Below are 26,966 nucleotides of genomic sequence, written 5' to 3'. Positions count from 1 at the left end.
CTCTTTCAAACGATTATGCTATACTGGTGGAGCAAATAGAATAGGCTTAAAGGGTCGGTCGGCTACCTCTCACCGAAGGGAGGGATGCCTTGTGACAGTGTTTGAAGCAATGATGCTTATGCTAACCTTTGGTTCGCTTATCGTAGCGCTGCTGTCCAATAAACGCAAATAGACCGCCCACTCACAAAGGCATGCGGTCTATCTGTCGTGTCCTATTTGCTGAAGCCTACCGCCCTTAAAAGCGGCTATTGCCTTGGGAGTCGTGTTACAGCACGGCTCTCTTTGCATTTTACGTCTTTTCTACCTTTAATATACCACAAATAATTTAATAACGTAATAATGTACGGTGTTACATTACATTTCCAATCTCCCAGAAAATCCATCCATCCTTGCGTACATCAGAACAATTTACTATCCATCTTTTTTAAAAACCGATTATTAGCGATTAAGCCTTTCACTCTTTTCGTTGTATTAGGCCCTTTCGGTGTGCTACCTCTTCTATTCAGCAAAATCCACCGTAGACATGCCCAGGCTTCAAAGATTTCAAGTTCTTCCTGATCTATATCATTTCCCAAAAGATAAGCAGATCGGAACACATCAGCATAACGCTCGGAGATATATATTTTCAGCAGAATAAGTGACCAGGCAAAATCATATCTAGAGTCTCCCAACTGGCCGTTCGTCCAATCGATTATGGTATATCGCTCTTTATCCTCCACTATATTTCCGATATGAAAATCCCCATGAATGATACAGTCTTGCTTCATTGGAGTTTGCTCAACCAGAGAAGTCAATACATTATAAATATCAGATTGTTCTTTAGCTTCAGGGAAAAAGTAGCCGATGAAATCGTATTTTGGCAGTTGTATATTTCCAATCTCTTCAACGCGAATTTTATGTATTTTTGCTAATAGGCTTGCGAGTTCCTTCATTTTCCTGGTATTCATTTTATGAATAGGGGTTCCGTCAAAACTTGTTAACAACACCTTATGTCCCTCCGGATTGATTCCCCAGCCCACTGGTTTAGAGACGGCTACTCCTCGTTCGGATAGAACATCCAATAAACGATATTGAAACTGGACATCCGGTCTGGATTCCTTATTCCATGTTTTCAGTACATAGCTCTCTTGATCAGAATTAATCCTCATGACCTCAGCTTCAAATCCTTGATCCATTGTATGCGCAGTTAAGCTGTCTTCCTGATTTAATAAGTCGTTTATGATTTCGTTGTGCTCTAGCCAATTTATGATAGATATAGGAGTTTTCAAAAATGGGTCTTCCTTTCGCATGATTGTATAGACTCTATGATTCTTCTGGAATGCCCGCTACGATCTCAAGCAAATTTCCTTCTGGGTCAGCTACAACAGATTCACGCAACCCATAGGGCTGCGAAATAGGTTCTTTTACAGGAGTCGCTCCTGCCTTTACCATACGCTCAAATTCCTTGTCAACGTCCTCAGGTGAGGGAACGCCAAATGAAATTTCCATAGTCCCGTTTATCCCTCTGGGATAGGTTAGCTGTGACATATTCAGTGCATCCCGCTGACACAAATTAAAGAATACACCACTCTTCAGTTGAACCCCGGTAAATACGCCACCATCCCATTCTATAGCTATCTTCATGACGTCACGATAAAAGGTAACCATCTTTTCCATGTCTTTCACAAAAAAAGTGATCGCGCCGATTTCCATAAAATACACCTACTATTCTAAAATATTCCTTTTACGGTTATAGAAATAGTAACATAGGCTTAAAAATTATGAAATGAACTATAAAATAATAAAAAGCCCTGTAGAAACTCTACAGAGCTTAGTTACTGGGCAAAAGTATTTTTACAAATAACATAAAATAGATTGTTCTATCCAGTACATAAATACAGTATCCGGGCTTTCCTTTTCAAACTTTTTCATTTTTAAATACATATCCATTCCATCAGAAACATCATGCCATAAATCCGTAAATACAAAATCATATTTTTCCTTAGACATATGTTGTTCTGCATATTCGAAAGCATCTGCTTGGATAAGCCTGATCTTGTGAGCATTACTGAATTGTGGCAGTACATATTTATTAAATAAATCAATGACATCTTGATTTTTTTCAACAACCGTTATGCTTTCAACATTAACTTTTTCAGAAACCATATAAGCATAATAGCCAAGTCCAAGCCCAAATGTAAGAACATTCCCAAACGCTTTATCAACAGCTTCTTTCATTGTTTCTATTTCATTTGGTGTGATCGTCATCCAGATTCTTTCATTCTCCAAGACAGCCGGGAACATGAATTCAGTTTGAAAAAAACCAACCTGAGGAATTTGTCTTCCCTCTTCTGTCCGGATGATATCATTGCAAACAAAACCTTCAAAAGGTTTATATTTTTCATATTTTAATTCACTATTATTAATCTTTATAGTTGGTATCTTGATATTTTTATAATATGGATTGTCATAATATTCATTTGCATCAAGCTTATGAAGCATATTGCTAAAATATTGGTTGAACAATTCCTTATCATCAACATTATCAACCGTATCCATCCCAAAAGCAGCAGCCAGCATTAAACCAAAAGCGTATTCATAAGATACACCACAGTTTACGATTTCTTCAATTTCTTCTTTGTTAATAAAGTCGGGGGTATTATTCAAATAGCGGCTTAGTAAAGCAAACACTTTATAGTTATCTTCTTTTACTTTTTCTTTTATTACATTATTAAATTCCATATTCTCACCTATTAATTAGAATTTGTTTCTATGTCTCATGTTAGTCTTTCCGGATTGACTAGTAGGCAATACTCTCATTTTACCATTTAAAAATCCAGAAAAACAAAAACCGCTTTACTAATCCGTGACAGTTACCACTTCTACAGTGAGAAAATCTCACGCCAAATCTTCTAGTTATATGGTTTATGGTCCATTTTCCGCCTAATCCGCTCAATATTTCGTTACCCTATGTTAGAATAGACGACTTGTATAATTTGTGAAAACTTTCACTAATAGTCATGATTGATGGTATACTTAATAAGAAGATGAACTAAAGAGAATAACGATGGAAACTGTGGACGTAACCGTAGAAGATTTGAAGTTAGGAGAATAACAGCGACGCGCGCGCTTCTCCACTTCCAACTCCCTCTGATACTTCCTTTCTTTTATGTCGGGTTCTTTTGGTACATCTTAATAGAGAAATATAAAAGTGGAGGGTTAACAATGAAAAAGAAAGCAGCTGGTGCTCTGAGTCTCGTCCTCTCTGTCATGCTCGTTACCGCAGGTTGCGGTAATGGAAACGACAAGGTGAACGAGAGCAAGAGTAATAACAACGAGAAAAAAGAAGTTGAAGCCGTCTCCGGGGCATCTGAAGCAAGCTACACACCATTTGATCAATTAAAAGATAAATATGATATCATCATTGTCGGTGCGGGTGGTGCGGGAATGTCCGCGGCGCTTGAGGCCAAAGAGAAAGGCATGAACCCTGTTATTTTGGAAAAAATGCCGGTTGCCGGCGGGAACACAACCAAATCCTCTTCGGGGATGAACGCTTCTGAAACGAAATTCCAAAAAGAACAAAACATTGAAGACAGCAATGATTTATTTTATGAAGAGTCATTAAAAGGTGGCCATGACACTAACGACAAAGAAATGCTTCGTTTCTTCGTTGATAATTCCGCGAGTGCGATCGATTGGCTGGATTCCATCGGAATCCGCTTGAACAATATCACCATTACAGGCGGCATGAACGAAAAACGTACACACCGTCCTGAAGATGGCTCTGCTGTGGGACAATACCTTGTCAAAGGTTTAGTGAAAAACGTACAAGAGAAAGAAATCCCTCTTTTCGTGAATGCTGATGTCAAAGAAATCACTGAAAAAGATGGCAAAGTAAATGGCGTCAAAGTCCTCTTTAACCAAACAGAGGAAAAAACAATTACGGCAGATGCTGTCGTTGTAACCACTGGCGGATTCGGTGCCAATATGGATTTGATCTCCGAAGTAAGACCTGACTTGGAAGGCTACGTTACTACTAACCAAATCGGCAGTACCGGGGACGGCATCAAGATGATTGAGAAACTCGGCGGCACAACCGTCGATATGGATCAAATCCAAGTTCACCCGACTGTGCAGCAAGAAAAATCCTACCTCATCGGCGAAGCTGTTCGTGGGGAAGGCGCTATCCTTGTTTCCAGTGAAGGTACACGGTTCACCAATGAATTGGATACCCGTGATAAAGTAACAGCTTCCATCAATACACTGCCTAATAAAGCAGCTACGCTGGTCTTTGATTCCGGTGTTAAATCCCGTGTGAAGGCTATTGAACAATATGACAAAATGGGCTTCGTGATTCAGGCGGATTCCATCGAAGCTTTGGCCAAAGAAATCGGTGTTCCAGAGGATAAGCTGGCAACAACGCTTGATACTTGGAACAGCGCCGTTAAGAATAAAAAGGATGCCGAATTTGGCAGAACTACAGGAATGGACAATGACCTGTCCACTGGTCCTTTCTACGCTATTAAAATTGCTCCTGGGATTCACTACACCATGGGTGGCGTGAAGATCAATACGAACACAGAGGTTCTAAATAAAGATGGTGAAGCTATCCCTGGTCTGTTTGCGGCAGGCGAAGTTACAGGCGGCTTACACGGACAAAACCGGATTGGCGGTAACTCTGTTGCCGAAATCATTATTTTTGGTCGTCAAGCTGGGATCAAATCTGCTGAATTCATAAAAGCAAAATAAGTAGATAACAGATACTATAGGCCTCACAGCAAAAAGCTCAAGCATCGGCAAGTTAGCCGCTGGCTTGAGCTTTTTTAATGGGATTAATCGCCAATAGTTCGGATAATAGTATCAAACGGATCTAATTCCAGGGTTTGTTGTCCATATTCCGTATCGATCGTAGTTTTTTGAAGCTGGTCGCTATTGTTAATCACGACGAGTATTTTACTTTCTGGATAATAAGCACACTCTGTATATAAATTATCCGTAATATACTTTGTTTCCTTTAACTCATTGCCGGCAAAACGGATCACATTTAACAGCAATCTTGTATTTTCAAAGCTTAAGGTGAAAGAAGGCAGGTAGATCCCCGTTCCTTTACCAAAGGCATGGGTGGACAATGTTATCATCCCACTCTTTTCACACAATACCGCTGCTGAGCCATCCGTAAGATAGATGTTATTTTTAGGTGTTATGCTGGCTCCTTCAGGCACTAAACCTTGCTCATCTCTAGCCTCAAATGTCCATCTTCCATGAGCTACCTTGGAGCCTGTATCCTCATCCAGACCAAGCACATGTGCCATTCTGAAAAAGCTGTCATAACCATCAAGCGCCGAAGGCTGATTGATACCTATAAAAGTACCGCCCTCATAAACCCATTCTGTCAGTAAGTCCACGCACTTATGGTCACTCCAATATTCTCCACCACTCCATGCTGAACCTGCCGAGCCGGCATTGATCACTACATCACACTCTTGTAATACTCCCTTACGGATATCTTCAAAATCAATGAACTGCACCTCAACCGGCAACCCGGACAAAGCCTCGTTGATATGAATCAGATCATGCATATACGTTTCATGGAAATGCCCGGACAAGGTCCACGATCTCAATTTGCCCCAAGCGTGCAAAATGGCTACCTTCGTCTTAATGTGATACGGTTTGCCTTTATGATGCAGCTCTTTAATTTCTCTGAATTCATCCGCGATCTTTTCGATATAATCACAAAAATCCGGATAAGGCTCTACAAGATGCAAATATCCGCCCAGTCCAATCCGATCTATAGGCTCTCTGAGCAAGGCGCGCCGGATATTAATCCAATACTTTTTGGCATCGAGCGTAGGGTTACCTCCCTCCATAAACGTAGGAAGCCCTCCCAATCCAACCGGAAATAAATAGGGATGCAGCCGAATCTCATGGGTATCTACTTTTACACCAGAGCAAAGCCTTGCCTCATACCCTGAGAACACACATTTAATCATCCCGTCAAAACCAAACTCCTCAAAACGGTCATTGTAAGGCTCCATGCCAACCCAACTATCATCATAGAAGACATACGCCAGCTTATCGTGCTTATGCACAATATCAATTAATTGCTTACCAAATTCGATGACAAAATCATTGATAAATGCCATATAGTCCAGCTTCCGCTGCTGCGCCGGGATATGACTGACCCGATATTTCCCACCATTCACAAAATCCTCGGCCGTGAGCGAATACCCATATTTCTTGGCAAACAGATCAAGCGCCCTTGAGCTTACCGTAAAATCATATGAACCCCAGTCCGAGAACAAATGGCGATTGCGCTCATCACTGCCCCAGATCCAGGCGAAATTATAAAAGAGGGAGGTGAACCGAACCACTGTTGTTTCCTTATGCTTACGACACCAATCTTCAATCCAATGGAGTAAATATTTTTGCGTTTCTACATAGATGGGATCAATCTGCATCAGATGCTCTTTTTCCCAGTGATTCGTGGTGTGATTGTACATGGAGATCTCTTCCCAAATCCGGTAGACCATGAAGCTGACTGTGTATTTATGCCAAGGCGTTATTCCAGTAATGACTACATTTCCCGATTCCCGCTCATAATTCCACAGTTCTCTTGGAACCTCTTCGCCCGTCGTTCGGTCAAAAACCTGCCAGTACTTAAACGCCTCTTTGGAATCATTCACTCGGAATTGTTCAGCAAAAAAATCCTCCATCAGATAGATGGATAAATAATCTTGTACCGCTACCTTCGGATTAGTTATTAAAAAGCTCTGCTGCAGCTTGTCTGAATTCTGGGACGCCCATTCGTTATGATCTCTGATGATGCAGATTGTAGAATAAATGCCGTATCCTGCGTTGATAATCTCATCGGACAACTGTGTGCCGTCACTGTCACGGATGACATCGGCACCCCAACGTTCAGCTAATTCCAGGGTCAATGCCTCATAACCGGATTCTCCCGGCAGTGTAAAGGCCCCCGTTGTTTGTTTGGACAACTTGGATCCCTCCTACTTAAGCATATCGGATAGAAAAGCTAATGCTAAGCCTTGCCCCCAGCCTTGAATCCAGTCTTTTGGAATATTGCGGTATCCTTCCCGATCCTTCATAACCGCTGTTCCGCCAGAGACACCCAGTACCCGTCCATCTTCGCTGATATTGTTCAAAATACCTTTCAGGGCCTTTTGCACATATTTGGTATGCAGCGGATTGCCGTTATTGATCATAGCAGCCGCAATGCCGCAAGACGCGGATACTTCTTCATAAGACTCCTCGTCATCGAGTACTGTCCGCCACAGGCCGTTCTCCGTTTGCACCAGCTTGAGTGCGGCCAGCTGATCGCGCAGCGAACACTCCACGTCCATACACTGCGGATACAGATACCATTCTTTCAAAAGCTTTTTAACTTGCGACATGGTGTATGCGCCCCAAGCATTCGCTCTGCCCCAGAATAGTCCAGACATGTGATCCTGCTTCACATTATTGTAGCCATGGTACCAAAACCCGCTGCTAGGATCTTGCAGGTATTTGATATGCCAATAATATTGATTCAAGGCATCTTGAATCATTTCCTGATCCTTTAATTTGCTTCCTACACGGAGCAGGAAAAATGCCGCCATAAACAAGGTATCCGCCCATGCCTGTTCTGGAAAATCATTAGAAATAGAGACGGTATGCTGCAACACATGATCTCCGAATCTAAGCGCATTGTTCTGCAGATAATCTACTTTGCTCATCACAATATCCCAATATTTCTGATTGCCTGTTTCCTCATACAAAGTGATCAGCATATGGCCCATGGCACAGGTATTTACCGTCCAATCCGGCAGACCCAGCTCGATATATTCATCTGCCCACTGGACAAGCATATCCAAATACTCTTTATTTCCTGTAGTTTCATAAGCTCTGGTTACCCCATAATAAGCTACACCACAAGGCCAGTCCCATGTTAAATCCATCGCCATTGTTTTTCTGACCACTTTGTCGATGACCCTTAAAATCTCTTCTCTGTCATAAGTTAATTGAAGCATCTTGTTTCTCCTCTCTTTCGCACACGCCCCCAAAGGCGCTTGAGAGCTGTCCGTCCATATTGTAAACGCTTTACTAACTCTATTGTAAGTAGTAAAATAGTCTTATTCTAAGCATATTCATAACTAAACTGTGCAATTTCAACCATTAACTTTTGTTCGCTATATCTTGGAATTAGCCGTGACTACAGAGAATATTTGGACTTCCGGCCGCTGTTGTCGTAAGAATTTCTTGATTTGTAACGCTATTAGCGGTTGAAATCCGGAGACAAAGGCGGACGCTACGCCCCTAAAGTTCCAAGATTCTCCTCCGCCACTTTTCCTCAAATTGTATAATATCAAGATCTCTTTATATAGTTGAATTTGATATAACGTTAACCTATAATCTACTCAACCTACGTAATAAGAATGGGAGTATTGAGAATATGCCCAGAAAAAAGAAGCCCGTCATTGAATACCGCCACTACAGCTTACCGATAAACTTTCCTATCTTGCTGTTAAGCGGTGAACGTTGGAAGATTTCTGATATTAAAAGTGAACATCTGCATTTCCATAATCATTTGGAGATTGGCATTTGCCATTCGGATAGCGGCATCATGGAGATCAAAGGAGAATCTGTGCCTTTTAAAGCCGGAGATGTGACCTTCATCCCTAGGTATCTCCCTCATACAACTTATAGTTCGCCGAATGAAGCCAGTCTGTGGTCTTATATCTTTTTTTCGCCTGAGGATCTTTTTCAGCAATCCTTCAAAAGCGCTTACAGCAACTTTGAGCCGAATCTGTGGGCAATTAAGGGAACAAACTGTATTTTGAATAAAGAGGAACATCCCAAGGTTTATACCCTTGCGACATCGGCCGTGGAGGAATTGAAACAAAAAAATCCTTACTATCAAGAAAGTGCCTACGGCTTATTGTTATCGCTTTATATAGAGCTCCTTAGAATTCATTCCCGGAATGAACCCTTGGTTGATCAAGAAACAGAGCATAGCCTGAAGGGCGATTTTGTCATCTCACCCGTTCTGGAATACATCACTAAAAACTACATGATGCCAATTACTATCGATTTTTTAGCTGATCTGTGCCACCTAAGTACTACTCATTTTCGCAGGAAATTCCATGAGATTATGGGGTCCGCACCTCTCGACTTCCTAAACAGTACCCGTATTGAAGAGGCCTGCAAGCAGTTAAAAAGTACGGATGATTCCATTCTCTCCATCTCTGAGCAAGTAGGTTTTCAGTCCATATCCAGCTTCAACCGATGTTTCTCCAAGCTTATGGGCGAGTCACCTAAACAATGGCGTAAAGGCGCACAATCCGAAGCACAATCCGCTAAAGCGTCTATATTGGAATTTACGGGGTGGGTATGATCCATTTATCCATTGGTCTATTCTAGATCATCTTTCTCCCGATCGTTTTATATAACATGGTTCTTATCTTCTTTAACTGCGCAAAGTTTTCTTCAAATGAAATGCTGTGGGTCAGTGCCAGCCCTTTTGAGAAATCTTTTTTATATAGAAAAATTGATTCCAAATACAAACCTATGACATGAATCTGATTCCAAGTAGGATAACTTGAATTATGATAGAAGACAGTCAGCGTTTCTAATGCATAAAAATTATGACACCATCTCGCTTCCTCCATTATGTACTTCATTGCCGGTCCGTTATTGTTAATCATTATGTCTCGGAATTCATCTAAATGATTAGGCTGAACATCGACATATTCAATTGCATAAAATGGCTTTACATGCCGTTTTCGCGCGCCTTCCCCTGGTGTAGGGTACGTGCTGTTTGGTGTGGTTACAAGTAACTCCATACGGATTGTTTCGAGCACGAAAGGTATATTCACATTTTTTAAGTTAGGTAAAATGATTTCGGCATCTTCCTTTTCCTTGATCTGCATTAGGATAAGATAATCCCATATAATGAATTCTCCATGTTTTTCGGCTGTTTTGTTATGACTGTAAACTGAAATATCCTCCACAGCATTATTTTGAGTCATGGATCCTAGAACGTCTGTGAGTTGGCTCTTTATTTCTTTTTTCATATGCTTTTTATACTTCTTATCGACTCCGATACTCCAAGCAATATAATAAGTATCATTTTGTGGTGTCAGTTTTAGATTCTCTACGCTTATTTTCTTATCCATTTCTGTTTCCCTTTCTGTACAAGTCCCCAGCCATCGATGTATAATTCGTCTAAGATTTCTAATAGCTCGGAAGGGGTCTGAAGCAAGGCTGCTTATGGTTAATCGTAACGCTGCTTCCCAATAAACGCAAATAAGCCCCCCCTCTGAACTGCCCCATCAAGCACAACAAAAAGGCATGCGTCCGGTACACTACCGAATTCATACCTAACAAGTCGCCTAATAAAATAAGCTGTTATGTGGTAAGGCTAGCCTTTACTTTACCTCACAAAATCTATTTAACAAGGGAATGATTTGTTCCTTGCTCATAGGGGCGTCGTGCCCCGGGATATACGTAGTAAATGAAAGAGTCGATAAAAGCTCAATATATTCTTTCATTTTTATCGGATCAATTTTACCTTCTCCATGATAATAATCCCCGCTATGTGCATCGCCTGCGAATAATACTCCCGCTTCTTTTATATATACAACACAAGAATCGTCTTCATGTGGCCCTCCTACCTTTATAATCTGGCAAGTGGTGCCCCCTAAATCCAGCGTTAAAGCATTCTCGAACATAATATTTCCTGTGCTAACCTTAATCTTATCAAACGTATCATATTCTTTTTTCATACAGTTATAGGCGAATGCTATTTCTTCTTTGGTCTCTAAGCGTTTTACCACAGCTTCTTCATCCCATTCCCATTCTTTCAGGCGCTTTAGTGCCTCATTCGTTGCTGAAGAGACTATAGTTTCCCCGTCAAAAGCATGCATACCAAAGGTATGATCCCAATGCCAGTGCGTGATCAAAGCATATTTGGGACGTGGCAGATTGTTATCATCTAAACACTTTATAAAGGCATCTAAATGCGATTTTGAATTACCACAATCAATCATAATTGAAAAGCTGTCACCTACAACATATCCCAAAACAGGTCTGTCTGTTTCTCGGACACTTTCCAAATAATAAATAGAGTCATTTATTTTTTTGAGTTCCATCCTATGGGTTCCTCTCCTTTATGGATACAGGCTAAAGTTACGCTCTATGGAGGAGATGATTACCTATTTATAATGGATGAAGCAGGTCCCATTGGGCAAGGGAGAGTTTAGTTATATTCACAATGTACTACGCCGTAGTTCATAAAAATATTGCACAATCGGATGCTTTAACTGCATCTTCTCGCTCATGTTTAAAATTCGCTTTTTCCCAACCCGTCTGTCCACTAAAGCCAGAATATTCAATAAGATATCATCGCTCTCTATGCTTTCCTCTATAGAAGTAGATAGAAACTTATTAGCTATAACGATAAAATTCGATTTACTTAATGAGGTCTGTGCTGATAAAAGCTCCTTTGCAATTTCTGATATCTTTCTGCTTCTTGCAATGACTATTAGACGATCCTCCGGGATGATCCCTTTACTATCTTTTCTAACCGCTTCGATGTCTTCAGGGTGGATTGGAATTTGGAGTTCTGAATCATTCTTAATCTCCTGCTCCGTCTGATACCATCTGATTGAGCTAGTTCTATCATTCATATTGAGTACGTTCTTTTTATCTACCGAAATATAACAGCTCCCTGATTTATCAGGTAAATAACGGTAGCTGCTTGCGCGATATTCAACCTTGCCGGATAACGCGGGACATAGAAAACTCTCCAGTTGTTGCTTTAATTTGCTCCAGGACATGTATCCTCCAACAAGACGATCTCTTCTCCTCGTCCTTGTCTTATTTTTATATTTTCTTTCCCCCAAGAACACATAACATCCACGATCTTATTGGCTGTAACGCCATATTCCGTGAGGCTGTATTCAACTTTTGGCGGCATCTGCTGGTACACGAATCTTTTGACAAGCCCATCCCTCTCAAGTTCACGAAGCTGCTGGATCAGAACCTTTTGTGAGATGCCTTGAATATTACGCTGTAATTCACTTGTTCTTTTGGTACCGGACATCAAAAAGCAAATGATCAAAGCTTTCCACTTTCCGCCGATGATTTCTAGTGTTGCCTCTATCCCTAAATGATATTGTTTCATAGAATAACACCTCGTTCATGCTGATCAAATTAAGCTTACTCAAAACTTCATTGTTGCATATATTTTTTTCGGAGTCCAGTACACACCTCGAAGTAACCATCTTACTTTATTGTGTGTATTTTCTTTTTTTACAACCTGCAAGATAATAATAATATTCATAAATAATATAGGCCTGAGAATGGAGATTCATCATGAAAACACTAGTGATTTTGGCGCATCCGAACCTTGAGAATTCGAGGGTCAACCAGTGCTGGAAAGAAGAACTGCTATTATATCCCAACGATATTACCCTTCATGAGATTTATAAAGAGTATCCTGACTGGAATATTGATGTTTCTAGAGAGCAGAATCAAATGGAAGCTTATGACCATGTGATCTTTCAATTCCCGTTGTATTGGTACAGTTATCCGCCGCTATTAAAAAAATGGTTTGATGATGTGTTGGCTTACGGATGGGCTTATGGATCAAACGGGAACAAGCTTAACGGGAAAAAGTTAGGGTTGGCCCTATCCATCGGTGATAAAAAAGAAAATTATCAGCCAGCGGGCTCTGTTTCTTTTACCGTAGACGCAGTGATCGCACCCTTTAAAGCCAGTGCCAAACATGTAGGCGCAGAAGCCCTACCGTACTTTGCTGTTTTTGGAGCTTCATTTCAAGCCAGCGATGAAGAAATTAATACTAGCGCAAAAGAATATATCGAATATATCTTTAATCACCGTATTTGATACAAAACAAATTGGGCTATCCTTAGTCTTGTTCAAAGACTTTAAGGATAGCCCATAGCATTGTTGAAGCGGTCTAAAGATTCTCTGTAGTAAGTGTGAAGCCTTCGATCACGGCATCTTCGTCAACCTCAATCAAAATGCAGCGTCTCCCATGATAATTCACTTGCTTCACATATTTTAAATCCTGCGGGCTGACCGAAATCGTAGCTACCTTTGTATCGATCTTAATCGATTTAGTAGTGAATTTCGGCATCACGCTGCTCGCCTTCATCTCATAATGCTTATCGTCAACGATCGTTTCAAACGCCCGTTCCACTTTTTCCATTGTCACGTTCTCTACGCCACTTACCGTCAGTACACGTTCCAGATCTCTATAATCGAGCTTTGGAGGTTCTTCCTTATCGTCGTTGGTTTCGATGACCTGATGGATCTCCTCGTACACCTGTGCGAGAGTGGTTGCATCAAGCTGTTCGCCCGCCACTTCCTTCACGATGTCTTCGAATATAGCTCTCTCTTCCAGGGCCGTCATGGATCTTTCGGCATTCAAGACCTCTCCGACAAAATGCGGATCTGGAAAGTTCGATTTCCCCGTACAATACAGAATGCGGTTCACATCGGAATAATTGTCCGTCACACTTGGGTAAAAGAAACCTTGCTCCGGTGTGCTTAACTTGACGATCGGATCTACAATGACATTGTACTTGAACTCCCGCTCCACGTAATCAAACAAGAGAGCTTTCCGTTGTTTCTCCGTGGAATTCACGCTGCATAGGATAAAAGGATGCGCGAATAATTCGTTTTTCTCACTTTCCTCGGCTTCATCGTTTCTATCTTTAGTCGGGCGGAAATACTGTCCGCGAACGAAAGTGATCACCGTATCCCGTTCATAATGAGTATCCGCCATCATTCTGTCCACCAACAGCAGCATCAGGTCCTGCCATTCATCCGGATCCCCTGTCACCAAAGCTTGATGAAGCATCACCTGCGCTGGCTCCTCCGCTTCCGCTTGAAATTTCAACTCGAACAATTTCTGATCCAGTTCACCGGTCAGGAGTTTTTTGAAATTGCCCATATACAGCTCCTGCTTCTCTCTGTCCACCATTCCAAATGGCTGGCGCTCCCAATGATAGATCTCGTTGCTTTCCTTCATAATATACACGTTGAGAATATCGTAAATACTCATTAAATCGTGATCCAGCTTAAATTGCTTGCGTATATGCGCGACTTCTTTCTTTATCATGATTCGTTAGACAACTCCTAGGAAGATTAATTGGTCTTTTCAGTATAAAGGATAAAAAAAAGCTTCGCTAGAAGGGGTTTTTAACGTTACTTCTTTTCAGTTTTGTTCCAAAGCAATAATACAACGACTTTACGTGATAATACTAGGCGGCTTAATCAGTTGAGACTCACGAATCGCTTGTGGGCGCGATAGTCTTCACTCTCTACTTTTGCAACAATGCTCTCTTGGGTCCAAAAATTATAAAACTGATCGCGGCCAACACCCAGACACCAATACCGCCATAGAGCATCACCAAACCAAAGCCGTGTACAAGCGAGGCATGGACGATAGCTCCAGATGCATCCAGTGAGGATAGTTCTGGAAAACCCTGATGGAGAGACGAAGTGTTTCCGGCAGCTGTTTTTTCGGCCAAAGATCGCAATTGTAAAACATCGACAGTCTCAGGAAAAGCTTTCTTCAAATAAGAAAAGATGCCTTCCTGTAAAATGAAGCCCATTACGGCAATGTTGATGGCTAGACTGATTAATCTGGCACTCATGTCTATGCCGGAAGCCATACCTGCACGAGTACTAGGTACCGAGCCGGTAGTCGTGTTGGTGACAGGCGTGTTGGTTAATCCCAGCCCAATACCAGCCAACAGAGAGCCGGGGAGCATAGTCAACCAGCTGGCGTGATCACCGCTGCTGCCATACTTCATCAAAATGAAGCCCAAGCCGATAACGAATAGACCCAATGGGATAACTATGCGCGGTTGGTAGCGGAGCGAAAATCGCTCTGCCAGAGGCGGAATTACCAGGGTGGGCAGTGCATAAGCCAGAACAGACAACCCGGCACTTACGATGTCGTAATCAAGCCCGCTCTGGAAATAAATTGGAAGATAGATCATGAATGGCCAAAAACTGAAATTCATCCCGACGGAGCCAAGGAGAGCACCAGAAAAATTACGTATCTTGAATACGGAAAAGTCGAACATTGGATGAGCACTGTGCTTCTCCGCAAATAGAAATACTATGAAACTTATTGCCACTGCAACAAGGATGCTGAGGGATGCTGTACCTCTAAAACCAAGTTCCGACCCTTGTGTGATAAAATAGACCAGGCCAAAAACCGTCAACGAAAGCGTGACGATGCCGATAATGTCCAGCTTTTTTGCCTGTGGATCGCTGGACTCCTCCACGCCGCTGAAGACAAGGATCAAAGTAAAAAGGGTCAGCGGGACATGGACCAGAAAAACCCAATGCCAGTTCAATACAGCCACGATCATACCGCCAATGATAGGTCCAAAACCGAGACCGATACCAAACACGATCCCCCATGTGCTAAAGGCTTTGCTGCGTTCTTCTCCTTTCTGAAACCGATGTGAAAGAATGGCTATCTGGCAAATCTGCATCGCGCCAGCACCCACGCCTTGAAGGAACCGGCTGGCGATCAGAACCGATGTGCTTTGCGCCAAGCCACAAATCAAAGATGTAATACCGAACAAGATAAGGCTGATAATAAAAATACGCCTCCTTCCATACCGGTCAGCCAGCGTTCCAACAGCCATCAGAACTGTCGCACAGGCAATGGTGTAGGCGTTCATAATCCATTGCATATCCTTGAGGCTACCGTGCAGTACCTTTTCCAGGGTAGGCAGTATCACAGGCACACTGGAAATTTCGAGGCCAAACATCAATGCGGACAAACATATAGCAGCTAATGTGATTATATTTTTGCGGGAGTGGGAGAGTCTCATTGGGAGTTTCCTCCAGACTCATCAATACGTGCCTGTAAATCTTCTGTACCTACCTTATTTAAATCAAATTTTCTCAATGGTAGCCATCCTCTCTAACTTTCCAAGTGTAGATCATCATTTTGGTGAGAGTCATATTATATAATGTAAATTATTCATTTTACATATTATAATCAATCAATTATGATGATTTAACAAAGTAATTAAAGGAGTTTTAATGAATTACCTTAAATATAAAGGAGGCCATCCAAAGTGGATCATGTAGACAAACAAATTCTCTTCTATCTTCAAAATCAAGCGAGGATTTCAATGACAGAACTGGGGAAATCCGTAGGTCTGTCTCAACCTGCGGTTACGGAACGAGTTAGAAGAATGGAAGAGAAAGGAATCATTGAGGAATATCGCACCATCATCTCCCCTGAAAAAATCGGGAAAAATACGGCAGCCTATATGTTGTTTCGGACTAGAGACTGCCTGGCATTTCTTGACTTTGTCCATGCCTCTCCCCAAGTTGCCGAGTGCCACCGTATAAGTGGAGAACACAGCTATTTATTAAAAGTAGTGACCGAATCTACACATGCTCTTGAAGAGTTTGGCAATCAATGTGATAAGTATGGAACCTATACGATCCTGATTGTTATGTCTTCACCGATAGATCATAGATTTCTCATTCATTCTCTCGAAGAGGCATCTAAAGTAGACTAATGCCAAGCAGAAGGACAACGAGTTTACAGAGAAGTAGCTTTATTAAGAGCGTCTTACAATAAGCAGGAATAAATGTTTAGTTTAAAAAAACGACATCTCTGTCGTTTTAAGGAATACGTATGGTGGCACTTTAGCGGATCGAATCGCTGACCTCCTTTTTTACTACTCATTTATCGCATGCTCTAATGCATAGTCTTCAAGCTGAATATCTACCTGTTGATTCATGGCCAGCTTGGCCAGCTGCTCACCAAGAAAGGGTCCCATCGTTAATCCGGATGACCCTAGTCCATTAGCAACAATTAGTTTATTCCATCCTTGAACCCTGCCCAACACGGGAAGAAAATCTGCTGTAAATGGACGGAACCCTACTCTTATCTCATTTAGGCTACAATCCGCAAGACCGGAAGCCGTTTGCAGACCTTTATTTAGAATTTCTTGCATTCCTCCTGCGGTTACAGCAGTATCATAACCTACGACATCATTTTCGTGAGTAGCACCTACCACGATATTTTGATCCGCAAATGCGAGTATATATTGATCTGTAGGCGGCATTACCACAGGCCATTGCTCTGTACTCGCTTGTTGAGCAAGCTTCAAATGCATAATTTGAGCTTTTTGATAACGCACCTGAAGCATGATCCCAAGCGGATGAAGCAAAGCGTTAGACCAAGCCCCTGCGCACACAATCACTTCATCCGCTGTGAATGTCTGTTCTCCTACACTAACCCCTTTAATTTCATGTTCATCATGTTCTAAAATAGCATCGCCCTCAATCATTTGCGCACCATTACGCTGAGCAGCCCTTAGCAAAGCATCACGTAATTCACGTCCGTTCACTCTTGCTGCACCGGATACATGAAGCGCATGATAACCTTCCGACAATAATGGAAACTTCTCTTGCGCTTCAAGATCCGTCAGCATCGTAAGTTCCCCTATTTCAGGGGCGTCCTCTCTGCGCAGCTCCGCTCTTTCTTTCATCGCGAGTAACTTTTTCAAATCCTCATGGATACATATCGCTCCAACTTTTGCGTATCCAGTCTCGGTTTCTCCAGCCTCTTCCAACTCTTGAATAAGTGCCGGATAAAAGCTTGCTCCCGCTTTAGCAAGACGATACCATGCTTTGTTTCTGCGTTGAGACAACCATGGACAAATAATCCCTGCTGCTGCATCCGTTGCTTGTCCAACATCCTTACGATCTATAATGATGACCTCAGCACCTAACTTACTTAGCTGATAAGCTGCTGAAGCCCCTAATATGCCTGCACCAATTACAATAACCTTGTTCATGTTCGAAGTCCCTTCAGTTATTCATTTTTTTATCATTCACTACTTACCCATTGTATCTTAAATTTGACATTTCTAATGAATTATCGTACTATAAATTTCACTCAGTTAAAAGTACTTTAATTGAAGTACTAAAATAAAAGTGTTATTCAGAAGAAAGAAGGAATACAGTTGAAGTTTTCACAGTTTTTGAAGTCCAAAGGGGCCATTGGTTCTATTTTTATGGGTGTGTTCTATGCCATTGCGATGCTTGGTATTTTCTTACCAGGGTATACAGCACTTCCAGGGAACATGGATGATTTAAAAATTGCTATTGTCAATGATGATGCAGGTCAATATGGGGCTCAGATTTCGAGTCAGTTCTCGGAGAGCTTACCATTCAAAACGATAAAAACCGATGTATCGAATAAAAAAGCGATGGATGAATTAGAACATAATAAGTTAGCTCTAGTTGTCCATATTCCAGAAGAATTTTCAGCCAACATTCAAAGCGGTAAGGTATCCGCAAGTATTGATTTCACAGTCAACGAAGCTTCTGCCACCATGGTATCTTCAGCCATGTCTTCCGTGGTAGGAGAAATTAACAAACAATTAAGCGCGAACTTCTCAGAGCAAACCGCAAAAGGTGTGTTAATGAACTTTAACGTACCAGAAGAACAAGCCACCGCAATGGCTACACAAATTGAAAATAGCTATGTCGGGAATTATGTTGTCATCAATGATGTTCCGGACGGCATGCACAACAACATGTTACCTATGTTCTTAACTATGGCTGGTTATGTTGGGGCAATGATTGCCTCCATGCAATTAGTTGCTTCTTTTAAAGCGAACCGCGGGAAAGCAAGCAAGACAAAACTGTTTATGTTCGTTCAATTCACAGCTTTATTAATCGCTGTATTATCAACAGTCGTTGCTTTAACCATTGCCTTCTCTGTTGCAGATGTAGACCTATCCTTACTGTTACCAGTTGCTGCTCAGCAAATTCTAATGTATATGGCTGCATTCAACGTGTGTGCGATTATGGTCTTCCTAGTTGGCGAAGGCGGTATGGTCTTAAATATTCCAATCCTGCTCATGCAAACCATCGCCAATGGTGCTACCATGCCTCGTGATATGATGTATACACCATACGATTGGTTCGGCCGCATCACCCCGATGTATTATTCTGTGCAAGCTTATTTGGCACAAATGTTTGGTTCCATTAGTCCAGCCCCCTTCTTATGGGGATTAGCAGGCGTATTTGCCGGGGCTATGATGATTAACATTGTAATCGTCCGGTTTGTTCATAAACCTGTACCTGTGACTAAAGAAACTATACTGCCCGTTGAAGTTAAAAATACAGCTGAAATAACCGCCTAGGTTTGGTAAGATAGAGTTTAGCCAACAATTAGGAGTGGGTTCTGCGATGTCAATTCAAATTTATATCTTAAGTAAGTTAATGGATGAAAATAATTATCCTTATAAATTAAAAAAAGAACTATCCACCCCTATTCCTTTTGATAAATTGCTCAATCTATCTGAAAGCAAACTATATTATCACTTTGAATCTCTTACGAAACAGGGCTTAGTTGAACAGGTAGAGATTATCAAAGAAGAACATCGTCCAGACAAACAGGTGTTTTCCATTACCGATAAAGGGCGCAAGCAGCTCCCGCTCAAAATTTATAAGGTAATAGAAGATGCAGAATCTATTTCAGATATGATTGTCGCTCTTGTGAATCTTCGTTTTGTAGAGACTGATAAAGTGATCCCGATTATCGAGAAGAAAATTGAACAGTCACTTATAAAAAAAGATCAATTAAATCAAATCTACCAGCAAATAGATGTAGATAGCTCCACTCGTGAAAGTGTAGATTTCATGGAAAGCTACTACGCTTCTCAACTTGAGCAATCTATACACTGGTGGAAAGTTCTTTTAGAAAAGCTGAAAACGAAAACGATATAAAAAAGAATGCCTTGGATTATTGCATAATCAAGGCATTCTTTTTTTATTTCCAGCATCAATCACACAATAGCTTTTTTCAGTTATTCACTTTTAATTAATAAATATAAAAAGTATGGAGCACCGATTAAAGCCACGATTACTCCTGCTGGTATTTCAGTATTGGCTACTACCATTTTACCAAGCGCATCTGCAATAACAACTAATCCGCCACCGATTAATAAACACGCGGGAATCATTATTTTATGACCACGAAAGAGTCGTCTAACTAAATGTGGAACTACTAAACCTACGAATCCAATACTTCCACTAACGGCAACCGCTGGTGCCGCCAATAAGACACTACACACTAAAAACCAAACACGATATTTATTTAGAGATACCCCTAAACTAATGACTACAGGATCGTTAAGCCTTAGTACATCCAATATAAGATGATTCCGAATTAATAAAGGCACAATAAGAAGTAACCAAGGCAGCATAGCATACACGTGACTCCAATTACTATTCCCTATGTTCCCTGCCAGCCACACCTTAATCATCTGATATTGCGAAGGATCTAGTACGAAGGTTAACACAATCATAAATGCACTAATCGCAGCCGCAACAGCAATACCAGTATAAATTAATCGAATGGGAATAATGCCTTGATTGCGATCATAGGAAAGCATAAATAATAGAGCGACAACGATAAATCCGCCCAATAAAGCATACAGTGGCTGAACATACGTATGTAAGCCGGTTGAACTATTTTGTAAGAGTAAAAATAACATCATGGATAATCCAGCACCAGCATTTATCCCCAGTATGCCCGGGTCGGCCAAAGCATTTCGGCTTATAGCTTGCAGCAGCATTCCTGCTATTGCCAACGCGCCACCTACTAGAAAACCCAAGATCATACGTGGAATACGGAACTGAAAAAGTACAAGCTCCTGCCTCGGTGTTCCATTTCCCAATACGGTTTGCCATAACTCTTGTAAGCTTAAGCTGCTTTGACCAGTAGATACACTATATATAAAGCCTAGCAGTAAAATGATTGCTATAATTATAAATTTCCATCTTAGCTTCACTATAGTTCCCGCCTTTCTTTACGTGCCAAATATAGAAAGAACGGAACACCAATAACCGCAATTACAGCACCTACAGGGATTTCATAAGGGGCATTTACGATACGTGCCACTAAATCAGCAAGCACAACAAGGATGGCTCCCAGAATTGCGGATAATGGAATAATATAACGATAATCCACACCCACTATGTAACGTACCAAATGCGGAGCAATTAAGCCCACAAAGCTTACAGATCCGGCTAAAGCACATGAAATCCCAGCTAACATAAATGCGGCTAAAAGCGAAAGATTTTTGATAAGTTTTATATTAACGCCTAACCCTTCCGCTGTCTCATCCCCTACAGAAAGTATAGTAATCGACTTTGAAATTACGATGGCAAGTAATAGCGCAAGAAGCATCCACGGCAACATTTGCTGTAGATGGGCCATGCTAATGCCACTTAAACCTCCTCCATACCAAAAAGCCACCTGCTGAGCCACTGAAAAAAAGATACTTATTCCTTCACTTAGGGCAGTTAGCATAGCAGAGATGGCAGCACCCGCCAATACAAGCCGAATAGGCGTCATGCCTCGTTTACTTAATAAACCAACACTAAAGACTAAACCCGCTCCCAATCCCGCACCTAGAATACAGAGCCAAAGTGTACCTGTGAATGAAATCGTCGGCAGGAAAACCATAGCAATAACTAACGTGACCCCTGCCCCAGCATTTAATCCAAGAATCCCCGAATCGGCTAAAGGATTGCGACTAATCCCTTGAATAATCGCTCCACTTACTGCAAATCCAGCGCCTGTTGCCATAGCGGCAAGTACCCGGGGTAAACGAATCGACTGGATCACCTGATGAGTAGACGCCTTATCATCAAAAGCGATGATCGACATGAATACATCTGCGAAGGGTATTTTTTTCGCGCCAAGGGCCATAGCAAGTACTAATACGCCTATTAATAGGAGGAGCATGAGGATTAGCAATAATAAAAAGGAGAACTTTTTTTCTCCTGCTAGTGATGATTTCTGAACATTTGCGGCCAATGTTTCCAACCCTTTCCCTTCACTTTACAAAAAGAGCCAGCCAAGGGCCAGCTCAGATGCAAAATAATATGATTTCTAACGCAAGTCAGAGGATGTGGTGAGCAAAAATTTGACGGCCCGACTAATCGCACCCGAGATTACACTCACATGCTCCTCTTGCTCAAGCAATGCCCAGCTTACTTCAAAGCTTGGAAGGTGTAAGGCCATCATGCTGTTACATAAATCCAAGCTATCCTTGACCATATAATCCAGCTCTTCTCCACCGGCAATCATAAGCGTTTTAGGTAACTGACTTAGTGTATTGCTGTGTAAATCAGCTTTAAAACTCTCATATTCCTTTAAAAGTGCGTAATCATTCCACCAGATGGAAGCACTACTTGCAATATAATGTGAGAACAAGGTGGGTTGTGTAAACAACGCATGCAGAACGAATAATCCGCCAAAGGAATGACCAAACAATGCTTGCTTCTGCTTATTGATAACGAACCGCTGGGCAATGGCTGGCACTAACTCTTTTTCAAAAAAAGCTAGCAGCTCATCTGCCCCGCCAAATTCAGGCCAAGGCTCCCCGTTGGGACGTTTCGGTAAATTCGCGAGCTCGGCTGGCATGGTTAAATCATAGGTTCGACGCACGGTATCAAACGCCTCACCTCCAGGATAACCAATGCCAACAACAATCGCGGGTGGATAGCCTTTAGGCTTACGCGTCAGCAATCGGGTGATTTCAGCAGCGGTTTCAAAAAGACCATTACCGTCAAGAACATAAATGACACCGTAGCCATCTTTTGCAGGCTCATCCAAAGGTTTGGCAATAAAAATTTCATAGTCCTTATGATTAGCTTTACTCGTGATCAGCATCGTTTCATAGTTTGGTTTTACGTACGGTTTGATAATCATGGCAGCAGGAACGCTACAATATCGTCCATCGTTTTTTGATAAGCAATTAATCCACTGGATCTCCAGTGATCGCCATCCACCTCGAACACTTTACCTGCTTGAACTGCAGGCAGCGCCTTCCATAAAGGACTAGCTTTAATGTCTGCCAGGAAAGCATCTCCCAGACCATCATTATCGTTAATAAAGATATAATCAGCGTCTAAATCAGACAACATTTCCAGCGAAATATCAGCGGACATTTCTCCTTCTACAAGAGCACTTTGAGCAAAGTCTAGCTCACTCAGCACATAACCCCCGTAATGGAAGTTACCCACTAAAAAGATTGCACGGGCATTCGCATTAATATAAATTGCTTTTTTACCGGCAGAAACGCTGGCTAACTGTGCTTTAGTTGCTTCTAGCTTTGTATCGTAAGCAGCAATAGCTTCTGTTGCTTTATCCTCTAAACCTAGCAATTTCGCAATCGTTTCTGTGGCCTCCACTACATTGCCGAGTGCATTCTTAAACACGTAAGTTGGAGCAATTTGCGAGTAGTTTTCATAAACACCATTTTGTGCATAAAAAGCAGTGGGGAATATAATTAATTCCGGCTCCAAATCTACTACAGATTCTGGAGAGGGAACACCATTAGCGAAGCTGATTTCTTTTACACCACTTAACGTATCCTGTAGATACTGCTGCGGTCTTTCACCCGTGGACCATTGGGCTACTGGGGTTACACCAAGGGTAACTAAGTAATCCTCCAGACCAGGGGCATACACCTTTTGTACAGTCCCCGGGATGTTTACTGTATTGCCTACTTGGTCTGTTACTACAAACGCATCTCTAGCCGCTACTTCCGGTTCTTGTACAGCGGGTTCATCCGTTGCAGTTGCACTCGTTTCACTGGTTGTTTCTGGAGTATCTGTTGCTTGCTGATCAGCTGTATTATTGCCGCCGCAAGCTGTCAGTAGAATGGATAATAAAGCAACCATTACAACATAACTTATTGTTTTTGTATTAAACCCCTTCATGATAGACCTTCCCTCTTTCCTATATTCTCAATAATAATCATTCTCAGTATTGAGTGTATAAGAGATAGGACGCATTGACCATGTAACATCTTATGATTAGACATGTACATTTTCAAGGTATCATCATTACTGCAACTTCCTCTAGCATTCGTTTTAAAGCCACAGGAGAGTATTCAAACCAAGGATCGGAGTGAATAACATAGATTTGTCCCTGTTCGATAGCCTCTAACTGTCTAAACCCAACATCTCTCTGCAAATGATGCCAAGTTGCTCGTGACTCATCATCGGGGCAAATAATCGTAAACAACTTATCCACCTTCAATCTACTTAACTCTTCAAAAGTAATCTCTGCATTATATAGACCGGGCTGCTCATAACTAGATTCCGCTCCCAAATCCTGAAATAAAAGATGCTGAATGCCTGTATTACAATAAGCAAAGATTTGCTGCTGATAGATACGTATAACTAGAACTTTAGGTGGTGTAGAGGTCCAGTCTAACCTGCGCCGAACGTCTTCCAATCTTGCCCTATACTGTGTGATCCACTGTTTCGCTTCTTCTTGTTTATTTAGTCGGGCAGCAAGTTCAGTTAAGGCTACTAAACAATCTTGCTTATCATCCAGCCAATAGATTGGAAAATGATCCTCTATCCGTTTTACCAGCTCTGACGACAAATCTTTGGGAGAAATAAGCAGATCAATTGGCAAATGCAATAGCTCATTGGGGCTGCAATAATTTTTGTTTTGTGTCAAGGTTACCTTATGCTCGATTTCTTGCGCCCACAAATTATAGTAGTACGGTGTCCACTTTGCACTTAAGGGTGCAGCAAACGGAATGACTCCTGCCGCATGTAAATACCCCATCATGTTCCCAGTTACAACACCGATATGAGATTTTTGCTGGCTGGAATACATCGTTGGCGAGATCCCTTCAACCTTTTTGAACACTCGGCTAAAATAAAACTCATCACTATATCCAACAGCCTCTGCTATAAACTTTAAGCGAACATCTTCCTTTTGCAATAATTGTTTTGCCTTTTGAATCCGCAGCTGGGTAACGAACTCCATTGGACTTTGTATATATTCCTGTTTGAACGCTGAGGAAAAATAACTGGAGCTAAGGCCAGAAAGATTAGCTAAATGTGCTAAAGACAAGTGCTTCGTGAAATTCTCTTCTATATATTTTCTAACCTCAGTTAAATCTGTCTTCTGCGATTGTTTTTGCATTCTGTCACCTCTTTACTGCTTATATAAATGCACTTAACTCTTTATTCATTCATTAATTGATAATCATTATCAATTATACTTTTGTTTTTGGGGGGTGGCAATGGTTGGGGAACGTTCTATAAAAGTGTGCTCAAAAAAGAAGACGCTCAGGGGACTAATCCCCTCGCGTCTTCTGTGTGTAACTATAGGCTGCTGCTGCTGCCCAGAGTAAGTCTTTTATTTTGAATCTACAGCCGGAGCCGGAGCTGCAACTGCTGCGCCATTCTTTTGCAAGTTCTCCTTCACTTGACCTTGCTCTAAAGGCTGAACAGGCGCACCAATGTTAAAGCTATCAATGATTTTCCCTAGTGTAGCTTGGTCAAAGTCTACTTGGGAATACAACTCTACTGTATAGCCATCCTCTTCCCAAATCACAATTCCATTTGCATAATAAACCTTAGTCCCGTTAATTACTTCTGTCTTCACTTCTTCCGTAGTGCTGATCCCATTGTCCCCGCCCTTGGAGATTAGAAAATTCACAGCATTCTCACCGGAGTTATACTGCACTTCAACCATGCTGGTCCCCTGAAGAACACAATTCACAAACTCATAGTCTCCCATCCAATCGGGTGCCGGGAAGTTCATGCCAAGTGCTGCACGTGCTTCATCTAGGCTCAACTTAGCTGCAACCGGCAATTCAATGACCGCATTCTCCCCACCTTGGGCATCTTCAGATGGAGTCATTGACTGTGTTGCCGATGGGATTTCCTTATCGTATTGTGTGATTTCGAGATTTCCCACTTCAAACTTTGCCATAATCGATTGGAACATATCCTGTGCATAGGAGGTTGCAGAGAAAGCTCCACCCAGACAAATTACTGCACTGCCAATCACTATTGCATTTCTCCAGCTGCTTTTTTTCATCGTTATCCCGTCCTTTATCTCTGATTGGGGGTTAAGTGCCCCATGGTCCAATTTGTATATCAAGCGGTTATAGATTCTTTCTTTGGCGGTAGTGCTGCCTTGTTCGGCATTCTCAAGCAGTTCTATGGTTTTGCTGAATTTGGTGAGATCATCTTTCTTATTCATTTTTGAACCCTCCTGCCTTTAAGGAAATATGCAGTTTTTTCAAGCTTCTATATACTACGACACCGATATTGGACTCACTAACTCCCATGATCTGTGCAATTTCGGAATTTTTCAGCCCAGCCCCATATTTCATTGCAATGATATTTCGTTCCTTCTCACGTAGCTTGGAGAGCGCCTTGAACAGTGCTTGATTATTATCCTCACGAATCGCCAGTTCCTCCGGAGACGGCTTGGGAAATATGAGCTCCAGCAAAGAATCTAGTGAGGTGTAGCTTCTTTTCTTCTGCCCCCGGAAGTAATCCGTCACAGCGTTCCTTACAATGGCAAACAGCCAAACCTCAAAATTCGATTTTTCTTCTGAAAAGCTGTAATACTTACACATCACCGTCTCAAACACCTGACTGCATATGTCCTCTGCCGCGTGGTGGTTATTAATCCGATAACAGATATATTTGTAAACACGTTGGTAGTACGTATCATACATCCGGGTAAATTCCTCTTTGGACATGATAGCTTCACGTGATCTTTCGTTATTCATGTAACGCTCCACTTTACCCTGGATAACCTCCATCTCCACCCTCCTTCCACCTCACCTTCATCGAAAAGCTAAACAAATTGCGCAATTTGTTGTGAAGAAACTTACATATGTTAATACGGAGAAACGCCCAAACCATTAACAAATCTTTTGATTATTGTGGGAGGGTGGGAAAAAACGCGGAAGCCAGAGGCTTTTTTCAACATTCATTCAATAGAACATACAGCAACTTCGAGCCGAATTTGTGGGATAAGGGAAATTCTATTATGAACAAGATCAGCCGATGTTTCGGCGAGCTTATAGGCAAGTGGACGAAACAATGGCGGTAAAAGAGTGTAA

The 26,966-nt window shown here is 41.7% G+C and carries 25 protein-coding genes; 6 read left to right on the top strand and 19 right to left on the bottom strand.

Annotated elements, in window-relative coordinates; genetic code table 11:
• Positions 1 to 398 precede the first annotated feature (398 nt).
• From MHI32_RS03985 to MHI32_RS03975, 3 genes are all read right to left on the bottom strand, one after another.
• Complete coding sequence (locus MHI32_RS03985) at positions 399 to 1,268, bottom strand: aminoglycoside phosphotransferase family protein (RefSeq protein WP_076185125.1); 870 nt, start codon at positions 1,266 to 1,268, stop codon at positions 399 to 401.
• A gap of 34 nt (positions 1,269 to 1,302) precedes the next feature.
• The gene (locus MHI32_RS03980) at positions 1,303 to 1,692 is read right to left on the bottom strand and encodes a VOC family protein (protein WP_340011918.1); all 390 of its coding nucleotides are present in this window, start codon (positions 1,690 to 1,692) and stop codon (positions 1,303 to 1,305) included.
• 141 nt (positions 1,693 to 1,833) lie between these two features.
• A complete protein-coding gene (locus MHI32_RS03975; protein ID WP_254847754.1) occupies positions 1,834 to 2,721 on the bottom strand; it encodes a hypothetical protein in 888 nt (295 codons plus the stop codon).
• 483 nt (positions 2,722 to 3,204) lie between these two features.
• Between MHI32_RS03975 and MHI32_RS03970 the strand changes: the two genes are divergently transcribed.
• A complete protein-coding gene (locus MHI32_RS03970) occupies positions 3,205 to 4,728 on the top strand; it encodes a flavocytochrome c (protein WP_340011917.1) in 1,524 nt (507 codons plus the stop codon).
• 83 nt (positions 4,729 to 4,811) lie between these two features.
• Here MHI32_RS03970 and gnpA read toward each other — a convergent pair whose 3' ends face one another.
• Together gnpA and MHI32_RS03960 are read right to left on the bottom strand one after the other, a co-directional pair.
• The gene (gene gnpA / locus MHI32_RS03965) at positions 4,812 to 6,974 is read right to left on the bottom strand and encodes a 1,3-beta-galactosyl-N-acetylhexosamine phosphorylase (protein WP_076276968.1); all 2,163 of its coding nucleotides are present in this window, start codon (positions 6,972 to 6,974) and stop codon (positions 4,812 to 4,814) included.
• Positions 6,975 to 6,986: 12 nt separating this feature from the next.
• The gene (locus MHI32_RS03960) at positions 6,987 to 8,006 is read right to left on the bottom strand and encodes a glycoside hydrolase family 88 protein (RefSeq protein ID WP_076128555.1); all 1,020 of its coding nucleotides are present in this window, start codon (positions 8,004 to 8,006) and stop codon (positions 6,987 to 6,989) included.
• Between the two features lie 422 nt (positions 8,007 to 8,428).
• Between MHI32_RS03960 and MHI32_RS03955 the strand changes: the two genes are divergently transcribed.
• Positions 8,429 to 9,370, top strand: coding sequence for an AraC family transcriptional regulator (locus MHI32_RS03955; protein ID WP_339189558.1), 942 nt, complete (start codon positions 8,429 to 8,431; stop codon positions 9,368 to 9,370).
• Between the two features lie 22 nt (positions 9,371 to 9,392).
• On the opposite strand, the gene MHI32_RS03950 is transcribed toward MHI32_RS03955, so the two are convergent.
• From MHI32_RS03950 to MHI32_RS03935, 4 genes are all read right to left on the bottom strand, one after another.
• Positions 9,393 to 10,151: a hypothetical protein gene (locus MHI32_RS03950; protein WP_076104110.1), complete on the bottom strand. Its 759-nt coding sequence runs from the start codon at positions 10,149 to 10,151 to the stop codon at positions 9,393 to 9,395.
• A gap of 252 nt (positions 10,152 to 10,403) precedes the next feature.
• A complete protein-coding gene (locus MHI32_RS03945) occupies positions 10,404 to 11,126 on the bottom strand; it encodes an MBL fold metallo-hydrolase (protein WP_076302895.1) in 723 nt (240 codons plus the stop codon).
• A gap of 117 nt (positions 11,127 to 11,243) precedes the next feature.
• A complete protein-coding gene (locus MHI32_RS03940) occupies positions 11,244 to 11,813 on the bottom strand; it encodes a hypothetical protein (protein ID WP_076219485.1) in 570 nt (189 codons plus the stop codon).
• Complete coding sequence (locus tag MHI32_RS03935; protein ID WP_076219486.1) at positions 11,795 to 12,160, bottom strand: helix-turn-helix domain-containing protein; 366 nt, start codon at positions 12,158 to 12,160, stop codon at positions 11,795 to 11,797. Before MHI32_RS03935 ends, MHI32_RS03940 begins: the two co-directional genes overlap by 19 nt.
• Positions 12,161 to 12,351: 191 nt before the next feature.
• Here MHI32_RS03935 and MHI32_RS03930 point away from each other — a divergent pair, with 191 nt between their 5' ends.
• The gene (locus MHI32_RS03930; RefSeq protein WP_339189553.1) at positions 12,352 to 12,885 is read left to right on the top strand and encodes an NAD(P)H-dependent oxidoreductase; all 534 of its coding nucleotides are present in this window, start codon (positions 12,352 to 12,354) and stop codon (positions 12,883 to 12,885) included.
• A gap of 73 nt (positions 12,886 to 12,958) precedes the next feature.
• Here MHI32_RS03930 and MHI32_RS03925 read toward each other — a convergent pair whose 3' ends face one another.
• A complete protein-coding gene (locus MHI32_RS03925; RefSeq protein WP_076185135.1) occupies positions 12,959 to 14,125 on the bottom strand; it encodes a DUF4317 domain-containing protein in 1,167 nt (388 codons plus the stop codon).
• Between the two features lie 202 nt (positions 14,126 to 14,327).
• Positions 14,328 to 15,860, bottom strand: coding sequence for an MFS transporter (locus MHI32_RS03920; RefSeq protein ID WP_339189550.1), 1,533 nt, complete (start codon positions 15,858 to 15,860; stop codon positions 14,328 to 14,330).
• A 249-nt stretch (positions 15,861 to 16,109) separates the two neighbouring features.
• Here MHI32_RS03920 and MHI32_RS03915 point away from each other — a divergent pair, with 249 nt between their 5' ends.
• Positions 16,110 to 16,562 (top strand): Lrp/AsnC family transcriptional regulator, encoded by a 453-nt coding sequence (locus MHI32_RS03915; RefSeq protein ID WP_076128537.1) that lies wholly within the window; start codon positions 16,110 to 16,112, stop codon positions 16,560 to 16,562.
• Between the two features lie 162 nt (positions 16,563 to 16,724).
• On the opposite strand, the gene MHI32_RS03910 is transcribed toward MHI32_RS03915, so the two are convergent.
• Positions 16,725 to 17,849 carry an FAD-binding oxidoreductase gene (locus MHI32_RS03910; protein ID WP_076128535.1) on the bottom strand — a complete coding sequence of 375 codons (1,125 nt, stop codon included), beginning with the start codon at positions 17,847 to 17,849 and terminating at the stop codon, positions 16,725 to 16,727.
• Between the two features lie 168 nt (positions 17,850 to 18,017).
• Between MHI32_RS03910 and MHI32_RS03905 the strand changes: the two genes are divergently transcribed.
• Both MHI32_RS03905 and MHI32_RS03900 read left to right on the top strand, forming a co-directional pair.
• Positions 18,018 to 19,205 (top strand): ABC transporter permease, encoded by a 1,188-nt coding sequence (locus MHI32_RS03905; protein WP_076279457.1) that lies wholly within the window; start codon positions 18,018 to 18,020, stop codon positions 19,203 to 19,205.
• Positions 19,206 to 19,251: 46 nt separating this feature from the next.
• Complete coding sequence (locus MHI32_RS03900; protein WP_076128531.1) at positions 19,252 to 19,791, top strand: helix-turn-helix transcriptional regulator; 540 nt, start codon at positions 19,252 to 19,254, stop codon at positions 19,789 to 19,791.
• 80 nt (positions 19,792 to 19,871) lie between these two features.
• On the opposite strand, the gene MHI32_RS03895 is transcribed toward MHI32_RS03900, so the two are convergent.
• From MHI32_RS03895 to MHI32_RS03865, 7 genes are all read right to left on the bottom strand, one after another.
• Entirely contained in the window at positions 19,872 to 20,858 is a 987-nt protein-coding gene (locus tag MHI32_RS03895) for an iron ABC transporter permease (protein WP_162164281.1), read from the bottom strand.
• Entirely contained in the window at positions 20,858 to 21,898 is a 1,041-nt protein-coding gene (locus MHI32_RS03890) for an iron ABC transporter permease (protein WP_076276960.1), read from the bottom strand. The genes MHI32_RS03895 and MHI32_RS03890 overlap by 1 nt, the downstream gene beginning before the upstream one ends.
• A 66-nt stretch (positions 21,899 to 21,964) precedes the next feature.
• Positions 21,965 to 22,786: an alpha/beta hydrolase-fold protein gene (locus MHI32_RS03885; protein WP_340011916.1), complete on the bottom strand. Its 822-nt coding sequence runs from the start codon at positions 22,784 to 22,786 to the stop codon at positions 21,965 to 21,967.
• Positions 22,783 to 23,799 carry an ABC transporter substrate-binding protein gene (locus tag MHI32_RS03880; RefSeq protein ID WP_340011915.1) on the bottom strand — a complete coding sequence of 339 codons (1,017 nt, stop codon included), beginning with the start codon at positions 23,797 to 23,799 and terminating at the stop codon, positions 22,783 to 22,785. The genes MHI32_RS03885 and MHI32_RS03880 overlap by 4 nt, the downstream gene beginning before the upstream one ends.
• A 112-nt stretch (positions 23,800 to 23,911) precedes the next feature.
• Complete coding sequence (locus MHI32_RS03875; RefSeq protein WP_076282554.1) at positions 23,912 to 25,024, bottom strand: helix-turn-helix domain-containing protein; 1,113 nt, start codon at positions 25,022 to 25,024, stop codon at positions 23,912 to 23,914.
• Between the two features lie 216 nt (positions 25,025 to 25,240).
• Positions 25,241 to 26,092 (bottom strand): hypothetical protein, encoded by an 852-nt coding sequence (locus MHI32_RS03870; RefSeq protein ID WP_340011914.1) that lies wholly within the window; start codon positions 26,090 to 26,092, stop codon positions 25,241 to 25,243.
• A complete protein-coding gene (locus MHI32_RS03865; protein WP_340011913.1) occupies positions 26,085 to 26,663 on the bottom strand; it encodes a sigma-70 family RNA polymerase sigma factor in 579 nt (192 codons plus the stop codon). The genes MHI32_RS03870 and MHI32_RS03865 overlap by 8 nt, the downstream gene beginning before the upstream one ends.
• Between the last annotated feature and the right edge of the window lie 303 nt (positions 26,664 to 26,966).

This window comes from Paenibacillus sp. FSL H7-0690 (assembly GCF_037980415.1).
GTDB classification, from domain to species: Bacteria; Bacillota; Bacilli; order Paenibacillales; family Paenibacillaceae; genus Paenibacillus_AQ; species Paenibacillus_AQ odorifer.
The sequence above is the reverse complement of the archived record's forward strand: the minus strand, read 5'-3'. Positions and strand labels throughout refer to the sequence as shown.

Bases quoted from the DNA above. Each gene is read 5' to 3' on its own strand.
- MHI32_RS03970 (WP_340011917.1), top strand. From the start codon at position 3,205: ATGAAAAAGAAAGCAGCTGGTGCTCTGAGTCTCGTCCTCTCTGTCATG.
- MHI32_RS03960 (WP_076128555.1), bottom strand. From the start codon at position 8,006: ATGCTTCAATTAACTTATGACAGAGAAGAGATTTTAAGGGTCATCGAC.
- MHI32_RS03870 (WP_340011914.1), bottom strand. From the start codon at position 26,092: ATGAATAAGAAAGATGATCTCACCAAATTCAGCAAAACCATAGAACTG.
- MHI32_RS03980 (WP_340011918.1), bottom strand. From the start codon at position 1,692: ATGGAAATCGGCGCGATCACTTTTTTTGTGAAAGACATGGAAAAGATG.
- MHI32_RS03945 (WP_076302895.1), bottom strand. From the start codon at position 11,126: ATGGAACTCAAAAAAATAAATGACTCTATTTATTATTTGGAAAGTGTC.
- MHI32_RS03930 (WP_339189553.1), top strand. From the start codon at position 12,352: ATGAAAACACTAGTGATTTTGGCGCATCCGAACCTTGAGAATTCGAGG.
- MHI32_RS03950 (WP_076104110.1), bottom strand. From the start codon at position 10,151: ATGGATAAGAAAATAAGCGTAGAGAATCTAAAACTGACACCACAAAAT.
- MHI32_RS03940 (WP_076219485.1), bottom strand. From the start codon at position 11,813: ATGTCCTGGAGCAAATTAAAGCAACAACTGGAGAGTTTTCTATGTCCC.
- MHI32_RS03900 (WP_076128531.1), top strand. From the start codon at position 19,252: ATGTCAATTCAAATTTATATCTTAAGTAAGTTAATGGATGAAAATAAT.
- MHI32_RS03920 (WP_339189550.1), bottom strand. From the start codon at position 15,860: ATGAGACTCTCCCACTCCCGCAAAAATATAATCACATTAGCTGCTATA.
- MHI32_RS03885 (WP_340011916.1), bottom strand. From the start codon at position 22,786: ATGATTATCAAACCGTACGTAAAACCAAACTATGAAACGATGCTGATC.
- MHI32_RS03955 (WP_339189558.1), top strand. From the start codon at position 8,429: ATGCCCAGAAAAAAGAAGCCCGTCATTGAATACCGCCACTACAGCTTA.
- MHI32_RS03875 (WP_076282554.1), bottom strand. From the start codon at position 25,024: ATGCAAAAACAATCGCAGAAGACAGATTTAACTGAGGTTAGAAAATAT.
- MHI32_RS03925 (WP_076185135.1), bottom strand. From the start codon at position 14,125: ATGATAAAGAAAGAAGTCGCGCATATACGCAAGCAATTTAAGCTGGAT.
- MHI32_RS03865 (WP_340011913.1), bottom strand. From the start codon at position 26,663: ATGGAGGTTATCCAGGGTAAAGTGGAGCGTTACATGAATAACGAAAGA.
- MHI32_RS03975 (WP_254847754.1), bottom strand. From the start codon at position 2,721: ATGGAATTTAATAATGTAATAAAAGAAAAAGTAAAAGAAGATAACTAT.
- MHI32_RS03880 (WP_340011915.1), bottom strand. From the start codon at position 23,799: ATGAAGGGGTTTAATACAAAAACAATAAGTTATGTTGTAATGGTTGCT.
- MHI32_RS03910 (WP_076128535.1), bottom strand. From the start codon at position 17,849: ATGAACAAGGTTATTGTAATTGGTGCAGGCATATTAGGGGCTTCAGCA.
- MHI32_RS03935 (WP_076219486.1), bottom strand. From the start codon at position 12,160: ATGAAACAATATCATTTAGGGATAGAGGCAACACTAGAAATCATCGGC.